This window comes from Mammaliicoccus sp. F-M27, from assembly GCF_022387115.1.
Classification (GTDB): Bacteria; Bacillota; Bacilli; order Staphylococcales; family Staphylococcaceae; genus Mammaliicoccus; species Mammaliicoccus vitulinus.
Genome location: NZ_JAJNIE010000007.1, coordinates 17,043 through 35,239, shown reverse-complemented (window position 1 = coordinate 35,239; position 18,197 = coordinate 17,043). Strand labels below are relative to the sequence as shown.

18 protein-coding genes are annotated in these 18,197 nt (G+C 32.3%); 4 read left to right on the top strand and 14 right to left on the bottom strand.

The genetic code is table 11. From position 1 onward, the window contains the following. Positions 1 to 81: 81 nt before the first annotated feature. Positions 82 to 1,365, bottom strand: coding sequence for an aminotransferase class I/II-fold pyridoxal phosphate-dependent enzyme (locus tag LQ598_RS08310; RefSeq protein WP_107537383.1), 1,284 nt, complete (start codon positions 1,363 to 1,365; stop codon positions 82 to 84). 165 nt (positions 1,366 to 1,530) lie between these two features. Between LQ598_RS08310 and LQ598_RS08305 the strand changes: the two genes are divergently transcribed. Further along, positions 1,531 to 1,707 carry a hypothetical protein gene (locus LQ598_RS08305; protein WP_016912259.1) on the top strand — a complete coding sequence of 59 codons (177 nt, stop codon included), beginning with the start codon at positions 1,531 to 1,533 and terminating at the stop codon, positions 1,705 to 1,707. A 65-nt stretch (positions 1,708 to 1,772) separates the two neighbouring features. Here the strand turns inward: LQ598_RS08305 and LQ598_RS08300 are convergent, their stop codons facing one another. Then, positions 1,773 to 2,579 carry a MetQ/NlpA family ABC transporter substrate-binding protein gene (locus LQ598_RS08300; RefSeq protein ID WP_107537382.1) on the bottom strand — a complete coding sequence of 269 codons (807 nt, stop codon included), beginning with the start codon at positions 2,577 to 2,579 and terminating at the stop codon, positions 1,773 to 1,775. Between the two features lie 118 nt (positions 2,580 to 2,697). Here LQ598_RS08300 and LQ598_RS08295 point away from each other — a divergent pair, with 118 nt between their 5' ends. Beyond that, complete coding sequence (locus tag LQ598_RS08295; protein WP_107557191.1) at positions 2,698 to 3,222, top strand: methylated-DNA--[protein]-cysteine S-methyltransferase; 525 nt, start codon at positions 2,698 to 2,700, stop codon at positions 3,220 to 3,222. Positions 3,223 to 3,248: 26 nt separating this feature from the next. Here LQ598_RS08295 and LQ598_RS08290 read toward each other — a convergent pair whose 3' ends face one another. From LQ598_RS08290 to groES, 3 genes are all read right to left on the bottom strand, one after another. Further along, positions 3,249 to 3,812: a GNAT family N-acetyltransferase gene (locus tag LQ598_RS08290; RefSeq protein ID WP_107537135.1), complete on the bottom strand. Its 564-nt coding sequence runs from the start codon at positions 3,810 to 3,812 to the stop codon at positions 3,249 to 3,251. A 246-nt stretch (positions 3,813 to 4,058) separates the two neighbouring features. Further along, positions 4,059 to 5,684 (bottom strand): chaperonin GroEL, encoded by a 1,626-nt coding sequence (groL, locus tag LQ598_RS08285; RefSeq protein WP_016912899.1) that lies wholly within the window; start codon positions 5,682 to 5,684, stop codon positions 4,059 to 4,061. A 40-nt stretch (positions 5,685 to 5,724) separates the two neighbouring features. Further along, complete coding sequence (groES, locus tag LQ598_RS08280; RefSeq protein WP_016912898.1) at positions 5,725 to 6,012, bottom strand: co-chaperone GroES; 288 nt, start codon at positions 6,010 to 6,012, stop codon at positions 5,725 to 5,727. 173 nt (positions 6,013 to 6,185) lie between these two features. On the opposite strand from groES, the gene mroQ reads away from it, so the two are divergent. Beyond that, the gene (gene mroQ / locus LQ598_RS08275; RefSeq protein WP_016912897.1) at positions 6,186 to 6,956 is read left to right on the top strand and encodes an intramembrane glutamic endopeptidase MroQ; all 771 of its coding nucleotides are present in this window, start codon (positions 6,186 to 6,188) and stop codon (positions 6,954 to 6,956) included. Positions 6,957 to 7,075: 119 nt separating this feature from the next. Here the strand turns inward: mroQ and LQ598_RS08270 are convergent, their stop codons facing one another. Continuing rightward, the gene (locus LQ598_RS08270) at positions 7,076 to 8,506 is read right to left on the bottom strand and encodes a phosphate--AMP phosphotransferase (protein ID WP_107537136.1); all 1,431 of its coding nucleotides are present in this window, start codon (positions 8,504 to 8,506) and stop codon (positions 7,076 to 7,078) included. A 112-nt stretch (positions 8,507 to 8,618) separates the two neighbouring features. On the opposite strand from LQ598_RS08270, the gene LQ598_RS08265 reads away from it, so the two are divergent. Beyond that, a complete protein-coding gene (locus LQ598_RS08265) occupies positions 8,619 to 10,319 on the top strand; it encodes a M3 family oligoendopeptidase (protein ID WP_107537137.1) in 1,701 nt (566 codons plus the stop codon). Positions 10,320 to 10,812: 493 nt separating this feature from the next. Here the strand turns inward: LQ598_RS08265 and LQ598_RS08260 are convergent, their stop codons facing one another. From LQ598_RS08260 to LQ598_RS08225, 8 genes are all read right to left on the bottom strand, one after another. Next, positions 10,813 to 12,015 (bottom strand): SdrH family protein, encoded by a 1,203-nt coding sequence (locus LQ598_RS08260; protein WP_239745416.1) that lies wholly within the window; start codon positions 12,013 to 12,015, stop codon positions 10,813 to 10,815. A 187-nt stretch (positions 12,016 to 12,202) separates the two neighbouring features. Further along, positions 12,203 to 13,684: a sucrose-6-phosphate hydrolase gene (locus tag LQ598_RS08255; RefSeq protein WP_107557190.1), complete on the bottom strand. Its 1,482-nt coding sequence runs from the start codon at positions 13,682 to 13,684 to the stop codon at positions 12,203 to 12,205. 68 nt (positions 13,685 to 13,752) lie between these two features. Beyond that, positions 13,753 to 14,706, bottom strand: coding sequence for a LacI family DNA-binding transcriptional regulator (locus LQ598_RS08250; RefSeq protein ID WP_107536761.1), 954 nt, complete (start codon positions 14,704 to 14,706; stop codon positions 13,753 to 13,755). Positions 14,707 to 14,814: 108 nt separating this feature from the next. After that, entirely contained in the window at positions 14,815 to 15,039 is a 225-nt protein-coding gene (locus LQ598_RS08245; protein WP_016911752.1) for a sulfurtransferase TusA family protein, read from the bottom strand. Positions 15,040 to 15,057: 18 nt separating this feature from the next. Continuing rightward, positions 15,058 to 16,116, bottom strand: coding sequence for a YeeE/YedE family protein (locus LQ598_RS08240; protein ID WP_275590102.1), 1,059 nt, complete (start codon positions 16,114 to 16,116; stop codon positions 15,058 to 15,060). A gap of 313 nt (positions 16,117 to 16,429) precedes the next feature. Then, on the bottom strand, positions 16,430 to 17,212 hold the full coding sequence (gene tatC / locus LQ598_RS08235) for a twin-arginine translocase subunit TatC (protein WP_016911754.1): 783 nt from the start codon (positions 17,210 to 17,212) through the stop codon (positions 16,430 to 16,432). Between the two features lie 72 nt (positions 17,213 to 17,284). After that, positions 17,285 to 17,509: a twin-arginine translocase TatA/TatE family subunit gene (locus LQ598_RS08230; protein WP_016911755.1), complete on the bottom strand. Its 225-nt coding sequence runs from the start codon at positions 17,507 to 17,509 to the stop codon at positions 17,285 to 17,287. A gap of 11 nt (positions 17,510 to 17,520) precedes the next feature. Further along, a complete protein-coding gene (locus LQ598_RS08225; protein WP_016911756.1) occupies positions 17,521 to 18,153 on the bottom strand; it encodes a redox-sensing transcriptional repressor Rex in 633 nt (210 codons plus the stop codon). Positions 18,154 to 18,197: the final 44 nt, after the last annotated feature.

Here is an 18,197-nt window from a genome sequence, read left to right as displayed (position 1 = left end):
AAACATTGATATAACAATGTTTGTAAACATAAAAAAATAGAGTGTATATAACGTTATGTTATATACACTCTATTTTAATGATTATTTTAAGTCTTTAATTGCATCTGCAATCGATTCAAATACATGTTCGATATCTCTTTTTTCAATACAACTAAATGCAATACGGATATCTGTTTTGTTTAAAGCAATAATGCCAATACTATATTTATTAATTAAGTGTAATCTTAATTCTTCTGGATCTACATCGTTTACTTTTATAGCCATAAAGTAACCTGAATTAAATGCGTAAGGTGTCCATAGTTCTTTATACTCATCACGATATGCAACTTCTTTCGTTACTTCATATCTCTCTTTCAAAATATTAATATTTTGATCTACTTGTGATTGGAATGAAGGATCTTCCATTGCATGAATAATCGCAGTTTGGCTAGGTAATGAACAACTAGATAAATTACTTCTAATTAATCCTTTTAATTTAGCTACTAAGACATCTTTAACTGTCTCGTTCTTGCTTCCAAATGTTAAAAATCCTACGCGGAATCCCCAAGCAAAATACTCTTTAGTCGCGCCATCAATTTTAACTGGCATAACATGGTCATGGTCTAGATCTGTTAATGCTGTAAATACAGATTGTTTATAAACATCTTCAAAGAACAATCCATAATAAGCATCATCTACTAAAGTGATAACTTGTGTGCCTTTGTCAGCTAAATTTTTAATCGCTTCTACCATTTCCTCTACTTCTTCAACAACTGGTGTATAACCTGTTGGATTATTAGGGAAATTCAATACTAATACGACTTTTCCTTTATTATAATTCTCTAGCGCACGTTTGAAATATTCTAATGTAAAGCTTCCATCTTCTTTAAAAGCTTGATAAGTTTCTATGTTAGCACTGTGTCTTACACCGAATGCTAATTTATAGTTACCCCAATTATGTTCAGGTAACAAAATTGTATCTTGCGCATCAACAAATAAGTCTCCAGCTAATGATAAACCATGTGTCAAAGCATTCGTTACAACTGGTTTAGAAATATTATGAGCACTCAAATCCGGATTATCATTTAAAATTTTCTTTTCCCAAAGCGTACGTAAACGCTCGTCACCTTGAGGCGGAGAGTATGGGAAAATATCACTTGGATCTTGATCGCCAAACTGGTTATATAATGCATCTGTATACATAATACCTTCATCTGTTGTAGCCATACCAATAGTAGCATTATATTTAGTGCCTTTTGCTTCCCCAGATTGTGATAAAATACCTTTTGGATAATAAATTGATTTACCTAAATCAGAAAGCATATCTAATAGTACTGGATATTCTTTTTTCAATTGTTCATTTAATTCTAAAGCTAGTGGGTTCATAGAAAGTCATCCTCTTTCATTGTTATGATACTTCTATACTAGACGAGAATTATGAAAATTAAAAGTGTGTTTACTTAATTTCATCATTTATTTTCATATAGACTCATTATTTTGGATTACAATATAAAATTGATATAATAAAATTTAAGAAAAGGAGTATATATTATGTCTACAATTACAAAAGCACTAGTAGGATTAGCTATAGCCTCTTTAATAATCGGCTTAGGTCTCCAAATTAGTGGTCAACCCGGTATTCAATTTACTTTAGCCTCAATTTTATTTTTAATTGCAGCCTTTATAAATCGTAACAGTGACCGTAAAAAAGCAAATAAAAAGAAATAAGCTGAAATCGAATATATTCGATTCCAGCTTATTTTATTAATATTTCACTTTATTGCGTTTACATTTTATTGTTTAGGTATTTTCCAATAATCATCTTTATTTTCTTTAGCTAATACTTTTTTAAATCTTTCTGATTGATATGCTCCTTTAATATCTTTTACCCATTGTTCATCTTTATTCTCACCATTCACGACTACTTGGAGGTATAAGTCATCTACTAAATCTTCTTTTAATAATCCTTTAGATGGATCTACCTTTGAAGCATAAACAATTGAACCTGGTATTACCGCATAATCTACTTCGTCTAAAATTCTAGGTATATTTGCTGAATCCATTGTTTTTATTTTTAAGTTTTTTGGATTTTCAGAAATATCTTTTTTAGTAATTGTAATATCGTCTTTATCTGCATCTAATTTAATCCAACCTGCTTTTTCTAATAATCTATACGCTCTCGCAGTATTAGAAGGATCTTGTGGTATTGCTATTGTATCTCCAGATTTAATGCTTTTAATGTCTTTATTTTTATTTGAAAAAATTTGAGCTGGTACCGTTGGAATTTTAGTGATGTTCGTTAATTTTGCATCTCTTTCCTTATTAAAAGTATCCATGTATGCCTTATGCTGATCAACGTTCACATCTACACTACCTTCTTGTAATGCAACATCAGCTTGTAATAACTCAGTGAAGTCTTTATCTTTTACCGTATATCCTTTATCTTCTAATTCAGGTTTAATCCCTTTTAAGAACAATTCACTATAAGGTCCTGGAGAAGTGGCTACAGTTATTTCTTTTTTATCTTTATCCCCATTCCCACATGCTGCTAACACAACCGATAAGACTAGCGTCAATAATAATAATATATTTTTCTTCATATTAATTTGTCCCTTCTTATTCCCGATTATTCCAATCTGTTTTATAATTATAATATCACTTGAAGTTATAAAGTCAATACGGATTTAATATGTTAAAATTTCGATAGGAGTGATAAACATGACCCTATATCAAAAAGTTATACAAACAAAAGCTGGAGATATGTTAGCAATTGCTAATGAAACCCATTTATTAATGCTACATTTTATTAATAAACCTACTATTAAAGATGAGTTACAAATTGTTAAACAACAACTTAACACTGAAATTCTTTTAAATAGCAATGACATTTTAGATAACCTTGAACTAGAATTAAATAACTATTTCAACGGAAAGTTAAACTCATTTTCAACGCCTATAAAGTTCAATTTCGGTACCCCTTTCCAACAAAAAGTATGGCGTGCACTATGTGAAATTCCTTATGGAGAAACAATATCTTATAAACAACTTGCTGAAAATATAGGACAACCAACTGCATTTCGTGCAGTAGCAAATGCAAATGGTAGAAACTTTCTAACCATACTTGTGCCTTGTCATAGAGTCATAGCAGCAGATGGTTCAATAGGAGGTTATTCAAGTGGTATAGAAAGAAAAGAATTACTGCTTGAAATAGAAAACAATAAAAACAACACGCAATGTATTTAACATCGCGTGTTGTTTTATTGACTATATTAAACAGCTTTAACCATATATTTATAATCGTGACCACTTAAAACTTTATCATGTGAAGGTTCAAAACCAAGCTTTTGATATAATTTCATAGCCCCTTCATTATCCACTTCACAGTTTAAAGAAACTTGATTAAAGCCTAATGATTTTGCATGATTAAAAGTATAATCTATCAATTTAGATGCAATGCCTCTCCCTCTAAATTTCGAAAATACTGCAATAGATTCAATATACAGATCGCCACTTTCCGCTTCTTGTTCAGATAAAGGTGTACCCTCTAATATGAAAGTTTGATCAAAATGAATATCATGCCAATTCTTTTCAAGTTGTAGTTCATCATCACCAGCATAACAATTAATAAATCCAGCCAATTCACCTTCAACTTCAAATATATGAATATGTTTGAAATGATTTCTATAATTACCCTCAACCATACTTTGTTCAATAACTTTTAATACAGTATCTTTATCATTATTAACAACGATAGGTAATTCCATATCATGCCAAATAATATACATTAACTCACTTAACTTTTTTGCATCATGCTTTTGAGCAGGTCTAATCATACTTATTCCCCTTTATTACAAATTATGTCTATTTTATCATAAATTCAGCTTATATCATGAATATTCAGTGCTTCTATGTTGCTTGTTTGTTCAGTCTTGCAATATACCCCTAGGCAAGCATGCACTTTCAAAATCGTTAGATTCAAAAATATAAAAAAATCTCCTCACTAGGCTTTAGCCTAATGAGGAGATCTTTTATTTTAAGAATGAGTTTTAATATCTCACTCTCTTTTATTTACGAATCTATTACATCATACCTGGCATTCCGCCCATGCCGCCCATATCTGGTGCTGCTGGTTCGTCTTGTGGTATTTCTGCTACTACTGCTTCAGTTGTTAAGAACATTGCTGCTACTGAAGCTGCGTTTTGTAATGCTGAACGTGTAACTTTTGTTGGATCTACAATACCTGCGTCTAACATGTTAACCCATTCGTCTGTTGCTGCATTGAATCCAATACCTTCTTCTGCACTTTTCAGTTTTTCAACGATGATTGAACCTTCTAATCCTGCGTTTTCAACGATTTGACGTAATGGTGCTTCTAAAGCTTTCAACACAATATTTACACCTGTTTGTACGTCACCTTTAGCATCTACTTCTGCTACTTTATTATAAATTGATACAAGCGCAGTACCACCACCTGCTACAATACCTTCTTCAACTGCAGCACGTGTAGAGTTTAATGCATCTTCAATTCTTAATTTACGTTCTTTTAATTCTGTTTCTGTTGCTGCACCGACTTTAATCACTGCAACGCCGCCTGCTAATTTAGCTAAACGTTCTTGTAATTTAGTACGATCGAATTCTGAAGTTGTTTCTTCGATTTGTACTTTAATTTGACCAACACGCGCATCAATATTAACTGAGTCGCCTTGTCCTTCAACAATTGTTGTATCGTCTTTAGTAACTTGAACTTTACCTGCTTCACCAAGCATATCTAATGATGCTTCTTTTAAGTCTAAACCTAAATCATCAGTAATAACTTGTCCGCCTGTTAAAATTGCTAAGTCATCTAACATTGCTTTACGACGATCACCAAATCCTGGTGCTTTAACAGCTACTGCAGTAAATGTTCCGCGTAATCTATTTAATACTAAGTTCGTTAACGCATCGCCATCTACGTCGTCAGCAACGATTAAAATTGGTCTGTTTGTTTGTAATATTTTTTCTAAAATAGGTAAAATATCTTGGAATGATGATATTTTTTTATCTGTTATTAAAATGTAAGGATTTTCTAATTCAGCTGTCATTTTATCTGAATCTGTAACCATGTACGGAGAAGTGTATCCTCTATCAAATTGCATACCTTCTACGACTTCTAATTCAGTGCTGAATCCTTTTGATTCTTCAATTGTAATAACACCGTCGTTACCTACTTTTTCCATAGCTTCTGAAATAAATTTACCAATTTCTTCGTCAGCTGCAGAGATAGATCCGACTTGTGCAATTTCTTCTTTTTTCTCGACAGGTTGTGAAATTCGTTGTAATTCTTCTAAAGCTACTTTAACCGCTTTATCGATACCTTCACGAATACCAACTGGATTAGCACCACTCGTTACGTTTTTTAATCCTTCTTGAATCATAGCTTGAGCTAATACCGTTGCTGTTGTAGTACCATCTCCTGCAACATCATTTGTTTGATTTGCTACTTCTGCTACTAACTTAGCTCCCATATTCTCATATGCATCTTCTAATTCAATTTCTTTAGCAATCGTTACACCATCATTAGTAATTAATGGTGAAGTGAATTTTTTATCTAAAACGACATTACGGCCTTTAGGTCCTAATGTTACTTTAACTGCATTAGCTAATTTATCTACACCTGCAAGCATTGATCTACGTGCATCTTCTGAAAATTTTAATTCTTTAGCCATTTATAAATACCTCCATAATATATCATCAACAAATTTAAATTTATTGTTCAATTACTGCTAAAATATCATCTTCTGAAAGGATAATATATGTCTCTTTATCACGTTTAACTTCTGTTCCTGCATATTGTTGATATACAACTTGATCTCCTACAGCAACATCTACAGAAAGTCTTGTACCGTCTTCTAAACGCTTACCTGGTCCAACAGCTACAACTTTACCTTCGTTTGACTGTTCTTTAGCAGAATCTGTTAACACAATCCCGCTAGCTGTAGTTTGTTCTTTTTCTGTTTTCTCGATAATAATTCTATCTCCCAATGGTTTTAACATTTATAAAATCCTCCTTGGCGCTATTAATATTAGCACTCTTTATACTTAAGTGCTAACCACATTTTTATAATAATCAAATTTGGTCAAAATTACAAGTAATATAACTTAAATTTTTCTCTTTTTATGCTAAATAAGGTACAATATGTACATGTTTATTTTTGGAGGAATTGAAAATGCAATTTAATCGATTAACCGTTAATATTGCTACACTACTACTATTTGGCGTTGTACAAACGATTGCAATTATACCAAATAGTTTATACGCCGATTCTGATTTATCTAAAATCACAAGATTAGAAATCAGTTTAACTTGGATGGCAACAACGGCAATCATTTCTGTTTTATTATTATGGTACATGAACTCAAATATTAAAAATCCAACACGTCTTGAAAAACAAACTAAAGAACCTTGGGTATATGTCATTTTTTGGTGTATAGCCGGAATTTTTCTAGCAATGTTTGGTCAAGTTATCGCTGCACTTGTGAATACTTATATTCTTAATCAGCCTATGGAAAGTGGTAATACACAAAACCTCATGAAAATAGCACAAGAATCACATATACTCATTATTTATATAGTGTTAGCTGGACCTATTCTTGAGGAATTAATATTCCGTAAATTAATTTTTGGTGAAATATACAATATGATTAAGGCACCTAAATGGTTAAGTTTCATCATCGCAGTGTTAGTTAGTTCGTTTGTCTTTTCATTAGCACATTCAGACCCTGCACATACTTTAATATATGTCGTTATGGGAACTGTCTTTAGTGGACTATATGTATTAACTAAGAGAATCATCGTACCTATGATCGCACATATGGGTATGAATGGCATTGTAGTTTTAGGACAAATCGTGTTTAAAGATCAATTAAATGAGCAAATAGAAAAGCAATCTCAAATTTCTAATCTCATTTATCATACAATTATCCACATGTATTCTTAAAATTTATAACAGTATTCAAACAGATTGGGGATGTAAAGACCCATTCTCAAACTTAAAAATCTCTTCATTAGGTTATCGCCTAGTGAAGAGATTTTTTATATTTTTGAATCAATCGATATTTAATATTGTTTAACGCCCCATAGCACTTCTTCGCATTTTTTAATGATATACTTTAACACTTCAATTCTTGCTGATTTTTTATTGTCGGCTGGTACGATTAACCATGGCGCATAATCAGTGTTTGTTTTTTCAATCATATCATGACTTGCTTCTATATATAAATCCCACTTTTCACGATTACGCCAATCTTCATCGGTAATTTTCCATTGTTTTTCAGGTAATTCTTCTCTTTCTTTAAATCTTCTTAATTGTTCATCTTTATCTAAAGTTAAAAAGAACTTTAATATAATTGCCCCTTCGTCCGTCCACATTTTTTCAAACTGATTAATTTCTTGATAAGCACGTTGCCATTCGTCTTTCGTTGCAAATCCTTCTACTCTTTCAACTAACACTCTGCCATACCAACTTCTATCAAAAATTTCGATATGTCCGCTTCTTGGCATATCTTTCGCAAATCTCCATAAATAATGATGATTAAGTTCAACATCTGTTGGTGCACTAATTGCATTTACTTCATAACCCGTCGGATCTAATTTTTCTCTGACTCTTTTTATATTGCCACCTTTACCAGCCGCATCCATACCTTCATAAACTAATATTAAAGGAATCTTTCTTTCATACAATGCAAATTGCAGTTCTTTTAATCTATCTTGTAAGTCACCTACTAATGATTTATAAGTTTTTTTATTTATATTCTCAATAGATTGATGGAGTAATTCAGATTTAAAATGATTAGTAAAAGCACCATCAATGACTTTGTTTTTCTTTTTATGTAATTTAATGGCTTCTTTCAAACGTGTTCTAATATGTTTGTACATTAAATTTATAGCTTCATCTTTCTCAGTATAATCAATAATTTTCCATTCATCTTTAGGTGCTTCTTTTAAGATTTTATGCATTTCTTTATGATATACATCATCTTGAATAGCACTTTCGTATTCTTGTACTTTCCAACTTGTTAGCGGATTATCTTTCATTTCTCTTAAATGTTCTCTTCTTTTTTTATCACTAATTTCAATATAAAACTTAATAATTTCATATCTATCATCTTTAATCATAGATTCAAAATCTTGTATTTGTCGTTTCAAATCATGATATTTGTTATATATAGAATGTTTTATTTTGTTTTCTTGATATTCTATAAAGTAAGCGTACCAACTTCTAAAGTAAATATTGATATCACCTTTTGATGGTAAACTATTCCAATATTTCTGCAAAAATTGATATCTAAGATCATCTTCTGAAGGTGATTTCGTCGGTATAAAATGTGTGTATTTAGCATCAAGCGTTAATAAAAGTTCGTTAGATAGCCTCGTCTTACCTGATGCAGGAACACCTTCAAATACAATCATAATGGGAATTCCTAGTTCTTTCGTTTCTCTTGTTAATGCTGCTACTTCTAAAGATAATTGCTCATTATTTTTAGTCATAAAAATACACCTCTTTTCAAACATTATTATATGCCCACTCCCTATTTTTCGCAATTTTCAAGTAATGATTAAATGAATAATGTTATAATGCTTTTAATAAGGAGGTACTACTATGACAGTAACTTTTAAAGAATATGAATACGAACAAATCAACATTGAAAAGAAAGCGCAACAAACTAAAACATTATTAAAAGAATTCGATCACGCAACGACGCTTGATGAAGCAATAGAAACAATAAACGACATAAACAAAATAAGAAATCACACAGATACTCATTTTAATATTGCCTACATAAGAGCATCTATTGACACTCACAATGAATTTTATAGCAATGAGCGAGATTTTTTTGATGAGAACATGCCTAGAATACAACATTTAGATAATTTATTTTATCAATCATTACTAAATTCGAAATATAAAGAAGAATTAATTGAACACTTCGGTCAGCAATTATTTTCTCTAGCTGAAGTTGCTTTAAATACTTATCAACCTTCCATCAACGACTTACTCGTTAAAGAAAATAAATTGGTTAGTGAATATGATAAGTTAATTGCATCAGCAGACATTGCATACAAAGGTGAACATTTAAACTTAGCCCAGTTCAGCAAATATTTAATTAACGAAGATAGAAACATACGAAGAGAAGCTTATAATACGAAAGAACAATTTTTTAATACACACTTAAAAGATTTTGATCGTATATATGACGAACTAATTAAAGTTAGACATGAAATTGCTTTGAAATTGGGCTATGACAATTTTGTACAACTTGGATATGATCGTATGCAAAGAATAGGATATAGCGCACAAGACGTAAAAGTATTCAGAGAACAAGTAAAAGAATATGTCGTTCCAATAACTGAAACGATCAACGCACAACATGCTAAACGTATAGGCGTTGACCAGTTAAAAGTTTACGACCAAAATTTCACTTTTAAAACCGGGTCTCCTAAACCACGTATCTCAACCGATGAAATAATTGAAAATGCTAGAAAAATGTATCATAACCGTTCTGATGAAACGGCTAAGTTTATAGATTTTATGATTGATAAAGAACTATTTGATTTAGAAGCTAAGAAAGGTAAAGAAAGTGGTGGCTATTGCACAATTATTAATGATTTCAAATCACCATTTATCTTTGCGAATTTTAACGGTACACAAGGTGATATTGAAGTTATGACTCATGAAGCTGGTCATGCTTTTCAAGTTTTTGAAAGCTTAAAATATTCGGTACCAGAGTATTACTTCCCTACATCTGAAGCTTGTGAGATTCACTCAATGAGTATGGAGTACTTAACATATCCTTGGATGGACTTATTTTTCAAAGCAGACACTGATAAATTCAAGCTATCGCATTTAGAGGATAATATTAAATTTTTACCCTATGGTGTAGCTGTCGACGAATTTCAACATTATATGTATGAAAATCCAGAGATGACACCTGAAGAACGCAGACATATTTGGTCTGACTTAGAAAATAAATACTTACCAAATGTAGATTATGACGGTATACAACATTTAAAAAATGGTGCCTTTTGGCATAGACAAGGTCATATATTTGCCTCACCGTTTTATTATATTGATTATACATTAGCAACAATTTGTGCAATGCAATTTTATATCAAACAGGAAAATGATGAACATCAAGCGTGGTCTGACTATTTAAAAATATGCCAAATCGGCGGTTCTCAATCATTTGTAGATATTATTAAATCCGTTAATCTACAGTCTCCATTTAAAATTGGAACAGTAAAATCAATTGTAGAACACCTATATGAAGCTACTAAAAAGATTGATCAATCTAAATTCTAATGACTTATATAGAACTTCAATAATTTTCGGACAATATCTTTTGAGTTTTCGTGCGTTTTATCCAGATTTTATCAAAATCGCACGATATCTTTTGAGTCTTTGTGCGTTTTACCCAGATTTTACCAAAATCGCACGATATCTTTCGAGTCTTCGTGCGTTTTATCCAGTTTTTACCAAAATCGCACGATATCTTTCGAGTCTTCGTGCGTTTTGGCCGTAACAATCATTGAACACCGTAACCCTAATATCGCTTGGATTATTCTCCACGATTTTGCAAAGTGCTGACGCCCGGGGGAATAGTATGCCGCGCGCGACTACAGGCTCGAACCATACTTATAAAGCAACCACAGGCAAGCATGCACTTTCAAAATCGCAAGATTTAATATAAAAAAAATCTCTTCACTAGGAAATAGCCTGATGAAGAGATCTTTTATTTTGAGTTTAGGTATTTATATCCCAGACTCTTTCATTTTCACAAATATAGTTACCTTAATTAAGATTTAATAATTCTTCTCATAAAGAATGCAATAATTGAACCTAACACAATGACTATTGCTATAGAAATGCCAATGATTAAAGGTTTAGAAACGTCTTTTTTATCAGAAGCTGTTTCAAAGCTTTCGGATGTCGTTGAAGTTGTTTTTGTATTATTATCATCATTAACAGATGTCGTTTCAGTAGTTTTAGATGTCTTTTCAAACTTTGGATGCGCTAAATCAGGTCTGCTTCCTACTTTACTCGTAACCAAGTTCAACACATCTTCATCCAACTTGTTGTAATATGCTTCAGCATGACCAGGGATAAACTTTGGCTCTTCTTCATCAGCATATTGTTGATCGTCATAATAAGTATCTCCAAAGTCATCAGTATTTGGATATGATGGCATCGTTGGTTTATATTGTTCTATATTTTGTTCATTATAATCATATTCACCAGCATTTGATTCACTGGATTTTGGCTCTTCAGATGAAGGAGATCCACCATTTGATTTGTTAGGTGGTGGTGATTGATTGTTGTTGCTTCCCCCACTTGGTTCTCCAGTACTCGGCTTCTCACTTGTGTTTGGCTCTTCCGTACTTGGTTCTCCAGTACTCGGCTTCTCACTTGTGTTTGGCTCTTCCGTACTTGGTTCTCCAGTACTCGGCTTCTCATTTGTGTTTGGCTCTTCCGTACTTGGTTCTCCAGTACTCGGCTTTTCACTTGTGTTTGGCTCTTCTGTACTTGGTTCTCCAGTACTTGGCTTCTCACTTGTGTTTGGCTCTTCCGTACTTGGTTCTTCTGTACTTGGCTTCTCACTTGTGTTTGGCTCTTCCGTACTTGGTTTCACACTTGTACTTGGTTTCACACTTGTACTTGGCTCTACCTTACTTGGCTTCTCACTTGTGTTCGGCTCTTCTGTACTTGGTTCTTCTGTACTTGGTTCTTCAGTGCTTGGTTCCTCTGTGCTTGGTTCTTCAGTGCTTGGTTCTTCAGTGCTTGGTTCTTCTGTACTCGGTTCCTCTGTAGATGTTTCTTTTTTAGAGTCTTGTTTATTTTCTACTATTTGATCAGATTGTTCTTCAGTTATTTTAGGAGAAGTATCTTCTATTTTAGTATGTGATGTTTCAGACGCAAGAGAATCATTTCCATAAGATACACCTAACACCATAGAAGATAATAATAATGATGAAATGATTGAATTTTTTAATACCTTCATAAAAGTTCTTCTCCTCCTTTACGTTTATTAATATTTCAAGTATAAAGGATAAATTAGCTGTTTTCTATGCTTTAATACCATATGTTACACAGAATTAATATTTTGTAATAACTTATTCATAATTCTTACAACTTAAATTAATTATAAAAAAAACTTGTTGAATATTTACAACAAGTGTTTTGATATATTAATGATTTATTTGTAAGTCATATTTTGTAAACTTCAAATATACTTGTCCTGATTCAGTTGATGTTCTGAAGTTCACTGCATTTTCGTCAGGGAATATTCTAGTTGTTAATACACGTTCCCCATCATTTACAAAAATTTCTAAACTTGAAGTATCACTATAGATTCTTAACTGTTTTAAATCTTGATCTAAAGTTGTAGTACGTGTTGTTTTATCAACCGCTTCACTAACGATACCACTTTCGAAACGCTCTAATGTTAGCTGCTTCGTTTTTGTATTATAAATTAATTGTGTTGAACATTTTTTCGATACTCTTACATCAAAATATATTTCGGTTGCTTCATTTTCGAGAATATCAATCATTAATTCAAATTGTTTACCTTCATATGGATGTAATTTAACAGAGTGCTTGTTCGCATAACCTTCTGCTGTTTCTTTATTTGTTCTTAAATTTTCTAAAGCCTTTATAGGTCTTTGCATTAACTTTCCATTTTCAATTGTTAACACTCTCGGAATTGTTAAACAATGTGCCCAACCTTCTTCGTCTGTAGCATAATCAATTTCTGGAAGTCCCATCCAACCTATTAAAATTCTATTGTCATTTTCGTCTAAGAAAGTTTGAGGTGCATAAAAATCAAAGCCTTGATCTAATTCCACAAAATTCTTATGGTTAAATTTTAAAGTATCAATATTAAAATCGCCCATTATGTAGCCAGACTGGTAAATGTTTTCAAATTGATTGTTTTCTGGTTCGATGCCTTGCGGTGAAAAGATAAACACATCTGTTCCGTTTAATTTGAATAAGTCAGGACATTCCCACATATAACCGAAATTTTGTAAATCTGTTTGAATTTCGCCTTTTAAAGTCCATTCTTTAATATTATTTGATTCATAGACAACTGCAGTACCTGTTTCGTTGTCTCTTTGAATACCAAAAATCGCATAATACTTATCGTTTTCATGCCACACTTTTGGATCTCTAAAATGTTCAGTATAACCATTTGGAGTGTCGTGAATTACAGGATTTTCAAACTTTTTAAAAGTCCCATCCTCTTGTTGGACAGCGACCATTTGGGATGATTTTCTATTCCATTCATCATCTCTAGCATTACCTGTATACATTAAATGTAATTTGTCATCATATTCAAAAGCACTACCTGAATATACACCATGACTATCAAATTCTGTATCTGGAGATAGCGCAATTCCTTCGTCTTTAAAATGAGTTAAGTCTTTACTCGTATAATGATACCAATACTTCAATCCATGTACTGCTCCTAAAGGAAACCACTGATGAAAAATATGGTAATTGCCTTTGTAATAAACTAAACCATTTGGATCATTTAATAATCCGGTCTTTGGCTGAATGTGAAAAGTTTGGCGCCATTTTGATTGATTAACTTTTTCTTGTAACTCATGATATGCTTCTTCAGATATATCTGATAGTTTTGTATATCTTTCTTCACGTGTCCAATTTACCATTATCATTCTCCTTACATCTAGTTTGAACCGGTTCCATAATATATATATTTTATCATAATTTTTGTCGTTTATTTATCCAATCTTTCAAAATAAGTATCAATAACACTTAATTTTTCAACTGGTTGATTGTTGATACATTTATTTAAAACGTCAACGGCAGTTTCTCCTGCTAAATTATATTTGAATTTAACTGTTTGTATAGTTGGTGCTACAATTTCAGTGATTTTATTACCTCCGAAACCTATAATAGTTGGCATCATACCTTCTGCTTTTAATAATGTATGATAAATGCCCAATGCAATATTATCGGTAGCTGCAACAATTACTTCATCTTCTCTAATCGTAATATTTTCACCTATCTGTTGAGCATCTTTTATACTGAAACTACTTTCAATAAACTTTGGCTGAATGCCATGCTCTTTTAATGGATTAAACAAACCATCTTTTCTCGTCTTTCCTACTGCGATATCATGTTCTGAAACACCAACATATGTAATGTGATGTTTATTGTGTTTAATAAGCCAATTAGCAACCTGCTTACCCGCATTGTAATCATCATGAACGATTGATAATAGATCAGCATGAGACTGGCCTACTATGACAATAGGACAGTCAACAGCTTTGATTGCTTTCATATGTTCTTCCGATATATGAGTAGCCATTAATATAATACCGTCAACTTTTCTTTTTGCGAGCATATATATTGAGTCAATTTCCCTCTCCATGCATAAGTCCGTATTAACGATCATGGTTTGTACATCTTGTTTAAGCAAACTCGTCTCAATTCCCTTTAAGGTTTCTGTAGTTGCATATGAATCTAATCTAGGAACAATTGCACCTATTAATCCTGTCCTTTTGGCTTTTAAACTTTGAGCAAATTGATTAGGTTTATAACCTGTTTCTTCTACTACTTTATGTATTTTTTCTTTCGTATTTTTACTTATAGAGCCACCATTTAAATATCTAGAAACTGTACTTTTTGAAACACCAGCCATTTGGGCTATATCTTTAATAGTCTTCATAGACACACCTCTCAAAAATACATTTTATCATAAAACCGTTTCCATTTCTTATATAAATAAAAGGACTGAGTTCATTTTGCGAACCCAGTCCTTTTACAAAATTATTTATTATTGTTTTTCAACTGTTATCGTCCATGAAGCGTCGCCTAATTGCTCATAATTTGTGACAGGATAACCATTATCTGCTGCCCAGTTAGGTAGCGCTTCTGTCGCTTGCGTACAATCGAAATCAATTTTCAGTTGTTCTCCAACTTGCATTTCATCCATTTTATTTTGTGCTTCTATTAATGGAAATGGACATACCATTCCTACAGTACCTAATTCATGTACCATTTTTATACACTCCTTTTATTAAATACTTTGCGTACTAACTTGTGTTTTAGTTTGTCTAGCTTTTCTAGGTTTAACAAAAATAAAGTAACTCATAAACCAAGCACCAAAAATCATTGAAGGTAAGGCAACCCAGCCTTGCCAACTCATAGCTGCTGTAGATACAAGACCATTACCGATAGAGCAACCACCTGCTAATGATGCACCAACACCCATACAAGCGCCACCAATCACACTGTTTCTAATCGTCTTCGTATCTGGCATTCTCCATTTAAATTCTTTTGAACCTTTAGCTGCAATATATGAACCTACAAATATACCTAGTACTAAAAATACGCCCCAGTTAATTAACGAAGCATTTCCCGTTACTAAATATTGTACGATATTCGCTGAAGGTGTTGTGATACCAAGTCCTCCAACTCTACCTGTTGATACACTCATAGGCCAAGCAATTAATGCAATAACACCTACCGCCACTGCTGCAGCGAAAGGATGATATCTTTTTTCAAATAAAATGTGTCGTATTCCCGTATATTTCTGTTTTAACTGAGGAATAGCAACTTTTGGTTTTTTCAAAGTTTTTGTAACAAAATATGCTGTTACAATCACTAATACTGCGATTAATAACCAAACAGGTACATGAAGTGTTTCTGCCATGTTTGAATTCACAACACTATATGAATTAATGTTTTCTTGTAAAGGATTTAATGGGCCTGACTTCATAATTGCTGCCGTTACACCGTACAACACTAATGCAATCCAACTACCTATTAAACCTTCACCAGCTCTATACCATGTACCAGTAGCACAACCTCCCGCAAGTATGATCCCAATACCAAATACAAACGATCCAATTATAGTACCAACTAATGGGAATGTTTCAGCTTCCATTTTAAATGCGCCTAATCCTACTAAAGTAAATAACCCGATACTTTGAACAGAAATAGCAATTAATAAAGCATAAAACATTTTGTTGTTCTTCTGTACATACATATCTCTAAATCCGCCTGTTAAGCAAAATCGTGTTCTTTGCATAACAAAACCGAGTAATATCCCGACTATAAGTCCACTTACAACCATCCAAATCACGTTTACATCTCCTTATCCCTATTACAATGATAGGAATAATAATATATTATATTCCAGATGTTTTCAAGTTACTATTTCATTACAAATATTTGACAATTCAAAAAATGATTTAGATTTAATATAAATCATATATAAATAAAATTTTTTCCTGAAATACGGCAGTGTTTTTGCGCCGACTTCTGTGGGACGAAGGAAGTTGCTAAGACGAGGCTCAGAACTTCCCCGAGGAAAGCATGCGCAAAAAAAGACTGCCAACAAGTTCACTTTAAGTGACTTTGTCGACAGTCTGAAACAACCGTACTTTCTACGGCTGTTTCTTTTCATCTTCATCCATTCCTAATTCTTCTTCCATTAATCGTTGCTCTGCTTTTAAATATTTCTTATAACCTATTTTAGATATGACGATACTAATTTCATATAACAGTATCATCGGGATTGTAAATAACATATGCGTCATAAAATCAGGTGGTGCGATTAATGCTGCAACTACTAGAAGTATGAAATATGCGTATTTCCTATTTTTCTTTAAGAACATTGGTGTTACTATTCCTAACCTAGTTAAGAACAGCAATAAAATAGGCAATTGAAATACAAACCCAAACGGGATTGTAAATTTAAACAATTCACTAAAGTATTCTTTAATACCGATTGTTTGTTTTATCCCCATATCGTCTGCTAATCCCATTGTAAATGAAATTAAATATGGAAAAATGATGAAATATGAAAATAGCAATCCTCCAACAAATAAAAACAAACTAAATGGAATATAACTAAGTGTAACTTTTTGTTCTTTCGGATGTAATCCTGGAGATATAAATGCCCATAATTCATATAATATAACTGGTGATACAATGATAAATGCAATAATAATTATCATTGCTATGTATATTGTGAGTGGATCTGTAATTCTGAAGGCATTCAATTCTAATGTTTGAGTAAAATCATCATTCGTAATATAATATATCACTGGCTTAGCAAAGAAAAATCCTAAAATAAGCCCCCCTACTAGAAAATATATAATGATCATAATACGTCCACGTAATTCTTCTAAGTGTTCGACAAAAGTTAAATTGTCTTTATTCACCATCTTACCTCCAATCTAAAAAAAGATGTGGCAGGAAACCCGCCACATTCAAGGGAACATCTGTTAAATAAATTTCTATTTAACTTCTTTATCTTTGCTATCTTCAGGACTGCTTTTCTTCTCATCAAAGTTCGTCATACCATCTGTAGCATCTTTAAATTCTTTCAAAGTTGAACCCATCGCTCTACCAAACTGTGGTAATTTCTTAGGACCAAAAATAATTAATGCAACTACCCCTATAAATAATAAACTAACTGGTCCTGAAATACCGACTGTATTAATAAACATTAAAGCTTCCATTTGATACCCTCCTATTGATTCTTCATAAAGAAGATTAAAGATTGTAATTCAATTCCTAAATCTATATGATGAACCTGCACTTTCTCAGGTACATTTATTCTTTGAGGTGTAAAATTCAAAATGCCAGTAATGCCAGCAGATGTTATACGGTCAGCAACTCTTTGTGCCGCTTGTTGTGGTACAGTTAATATTACAACTTGTATACCTACTTCTTCAACTATCTTTTCAAAATTTTCCATACTATCTACTGATAATTTACCAACCATACTTCCAATTATGCTTTCTGATTGATCAAAAGCTGCCACTATTTGCATTCTATCATTAACAGTAAAATTATAATTTACGAGTGCAGTACCTAAATTACCAACACCAACGATTGCAACTTTAGTCAAATCATCTTGCTCAAGGGTTGTTCTAAAAAATTTCAATAAATAACTAATATTGTATCCGTAACCCTTTTTACCTAATTCACCAAAATATGAAAAATCTCGACGAATAGTAGCTGAATCAATTTTAAGACCTTCACTTAATTCTTTAGAAGATACTCTATCAACACCTGAATTATGAAGTGTACTAACAAATCTATAATAAAGAGGCAAACGTTTCAAAGTAGCTTTAGGGATCTTCACATCATTCTTTGCCAAAATCCTCACCTTTTCCACTGTAAAATAATGTGATTGCGTTCACA

Bases quoted from the DNA above. Each gene is read 5' to 3' on its own strand.
- LQ598_RS08310 (WP_107537383.1), bottom strand. From the start codon at position 1,365: ATGAACCCACTAGCTTTAGAATTAAATGAACAATTGAAAAAAGAATAT.
- LQ598_RS08305 (WP_016912259.1), top strand. From the start codon at position 1,531: ATGTCTACAATTACAAAAGCACTAGTAGGATTAGCTATAGCCTCTTTA.
- LQ598_RS08300 (WP_107537382.1), bottom strand. From the start codon at position 2,579: ATGAAGAAAAATATATTATTATTATTGACGCTAGTCTTATCGGTTGTG.
- LQ598_RS08295 (WP_107557191.1), top strand. From the start codon at position 2,698: ATGACCCTATATCAAAAAGTTATACAAACAAAAGCTGGAGATATGTTA.
- LQ598_RS08290 (WP_107537135.1), bottom strand. From the start codon at position 3,812: ATGATTAGACCTGCTCAAAAGCATGATGCAAAAAAGTTAAGTGAGTTA.
- groL (WP_016912899.1), bottom strand. From the start codon at position 5,684: ATGGCTAAAGAATTAAAATTTTCAGAAGATGCACGTAGATCAATGCTT.
- groES (WP_016912898.1), bottom strand. From the start codon at position 6,012: ATGTTAAAACCATTGGGAGATAGAATTATTATCGAGAAAACAGAAAAA.
- mroQ (WP_016912897.1), top strand. From the start codon at position 6,186: ATGCAATTTAATCGATTAACCGTTAATATTGCTACACTACTACTATTT.
- LQ598_RS08270 (WP_107537136.1), bottom strand. From the start codon at position 8,506: ATGACTAAAAATAATGAGCAATTATCTTTAGAAGTAGCAGCATTAACA.
- LQ598_RS08265 (WP_107537137.1), top strand. From the start codon at position 8,619: ATGACAGTAACTTTTAAAGAATATGAATACGAACAAATCAACATTGAA.
- LQ598_RS08260 (WP_239745416.1), bottom strand. From the start codon at position 12,015: ATGAAGGTATTAAAAAATTCAATCATTTCATCATTATTATTATCTTCT.
- LQ598_RS08255 (WP_107557190.1), bottom strand. From the start codon at position 13,684: ATGGTAAATTGGACACGTGAAGAAAGATATACAAAACTATCAGATATA.
- LQ598_RS08250 (WP_107536761.1), bottom strand. From the start codon at position 14,706: ATGAAGACTATTAAAGATATAGCCCAAATGGCTGGTGTTTCAAAAAGT.
- LQ598_RS08245 (WP_016911752.1), bottom strand. From the start codon at position 15,039: ATGGTACATGAATTAGGTACTGTAGGAATGGTATGTCCATTTCCATTA.
- LQ598_RS08240 (WP_275590102.1), bottom strand. From the start codon at position 16,116: ATGGTTGTAAGTGGACTTATAGTCGGGATATTACTCGGTTTTGTTATG.
- tatC (WP_016911754.1), bottom strand. From the start codon at position 17,212: ATGGTGAATAAAGACAATTTAACTTTTGTCGAACACTTAGAAGAATTA.
- LQ598_RS08230 (WP_016911755.1), bottom strand. From the start codon at position 17,509: ATGGAAGCTTTAATGTTTATTAATACAGTCGGTATTTCAGGACCAGTT.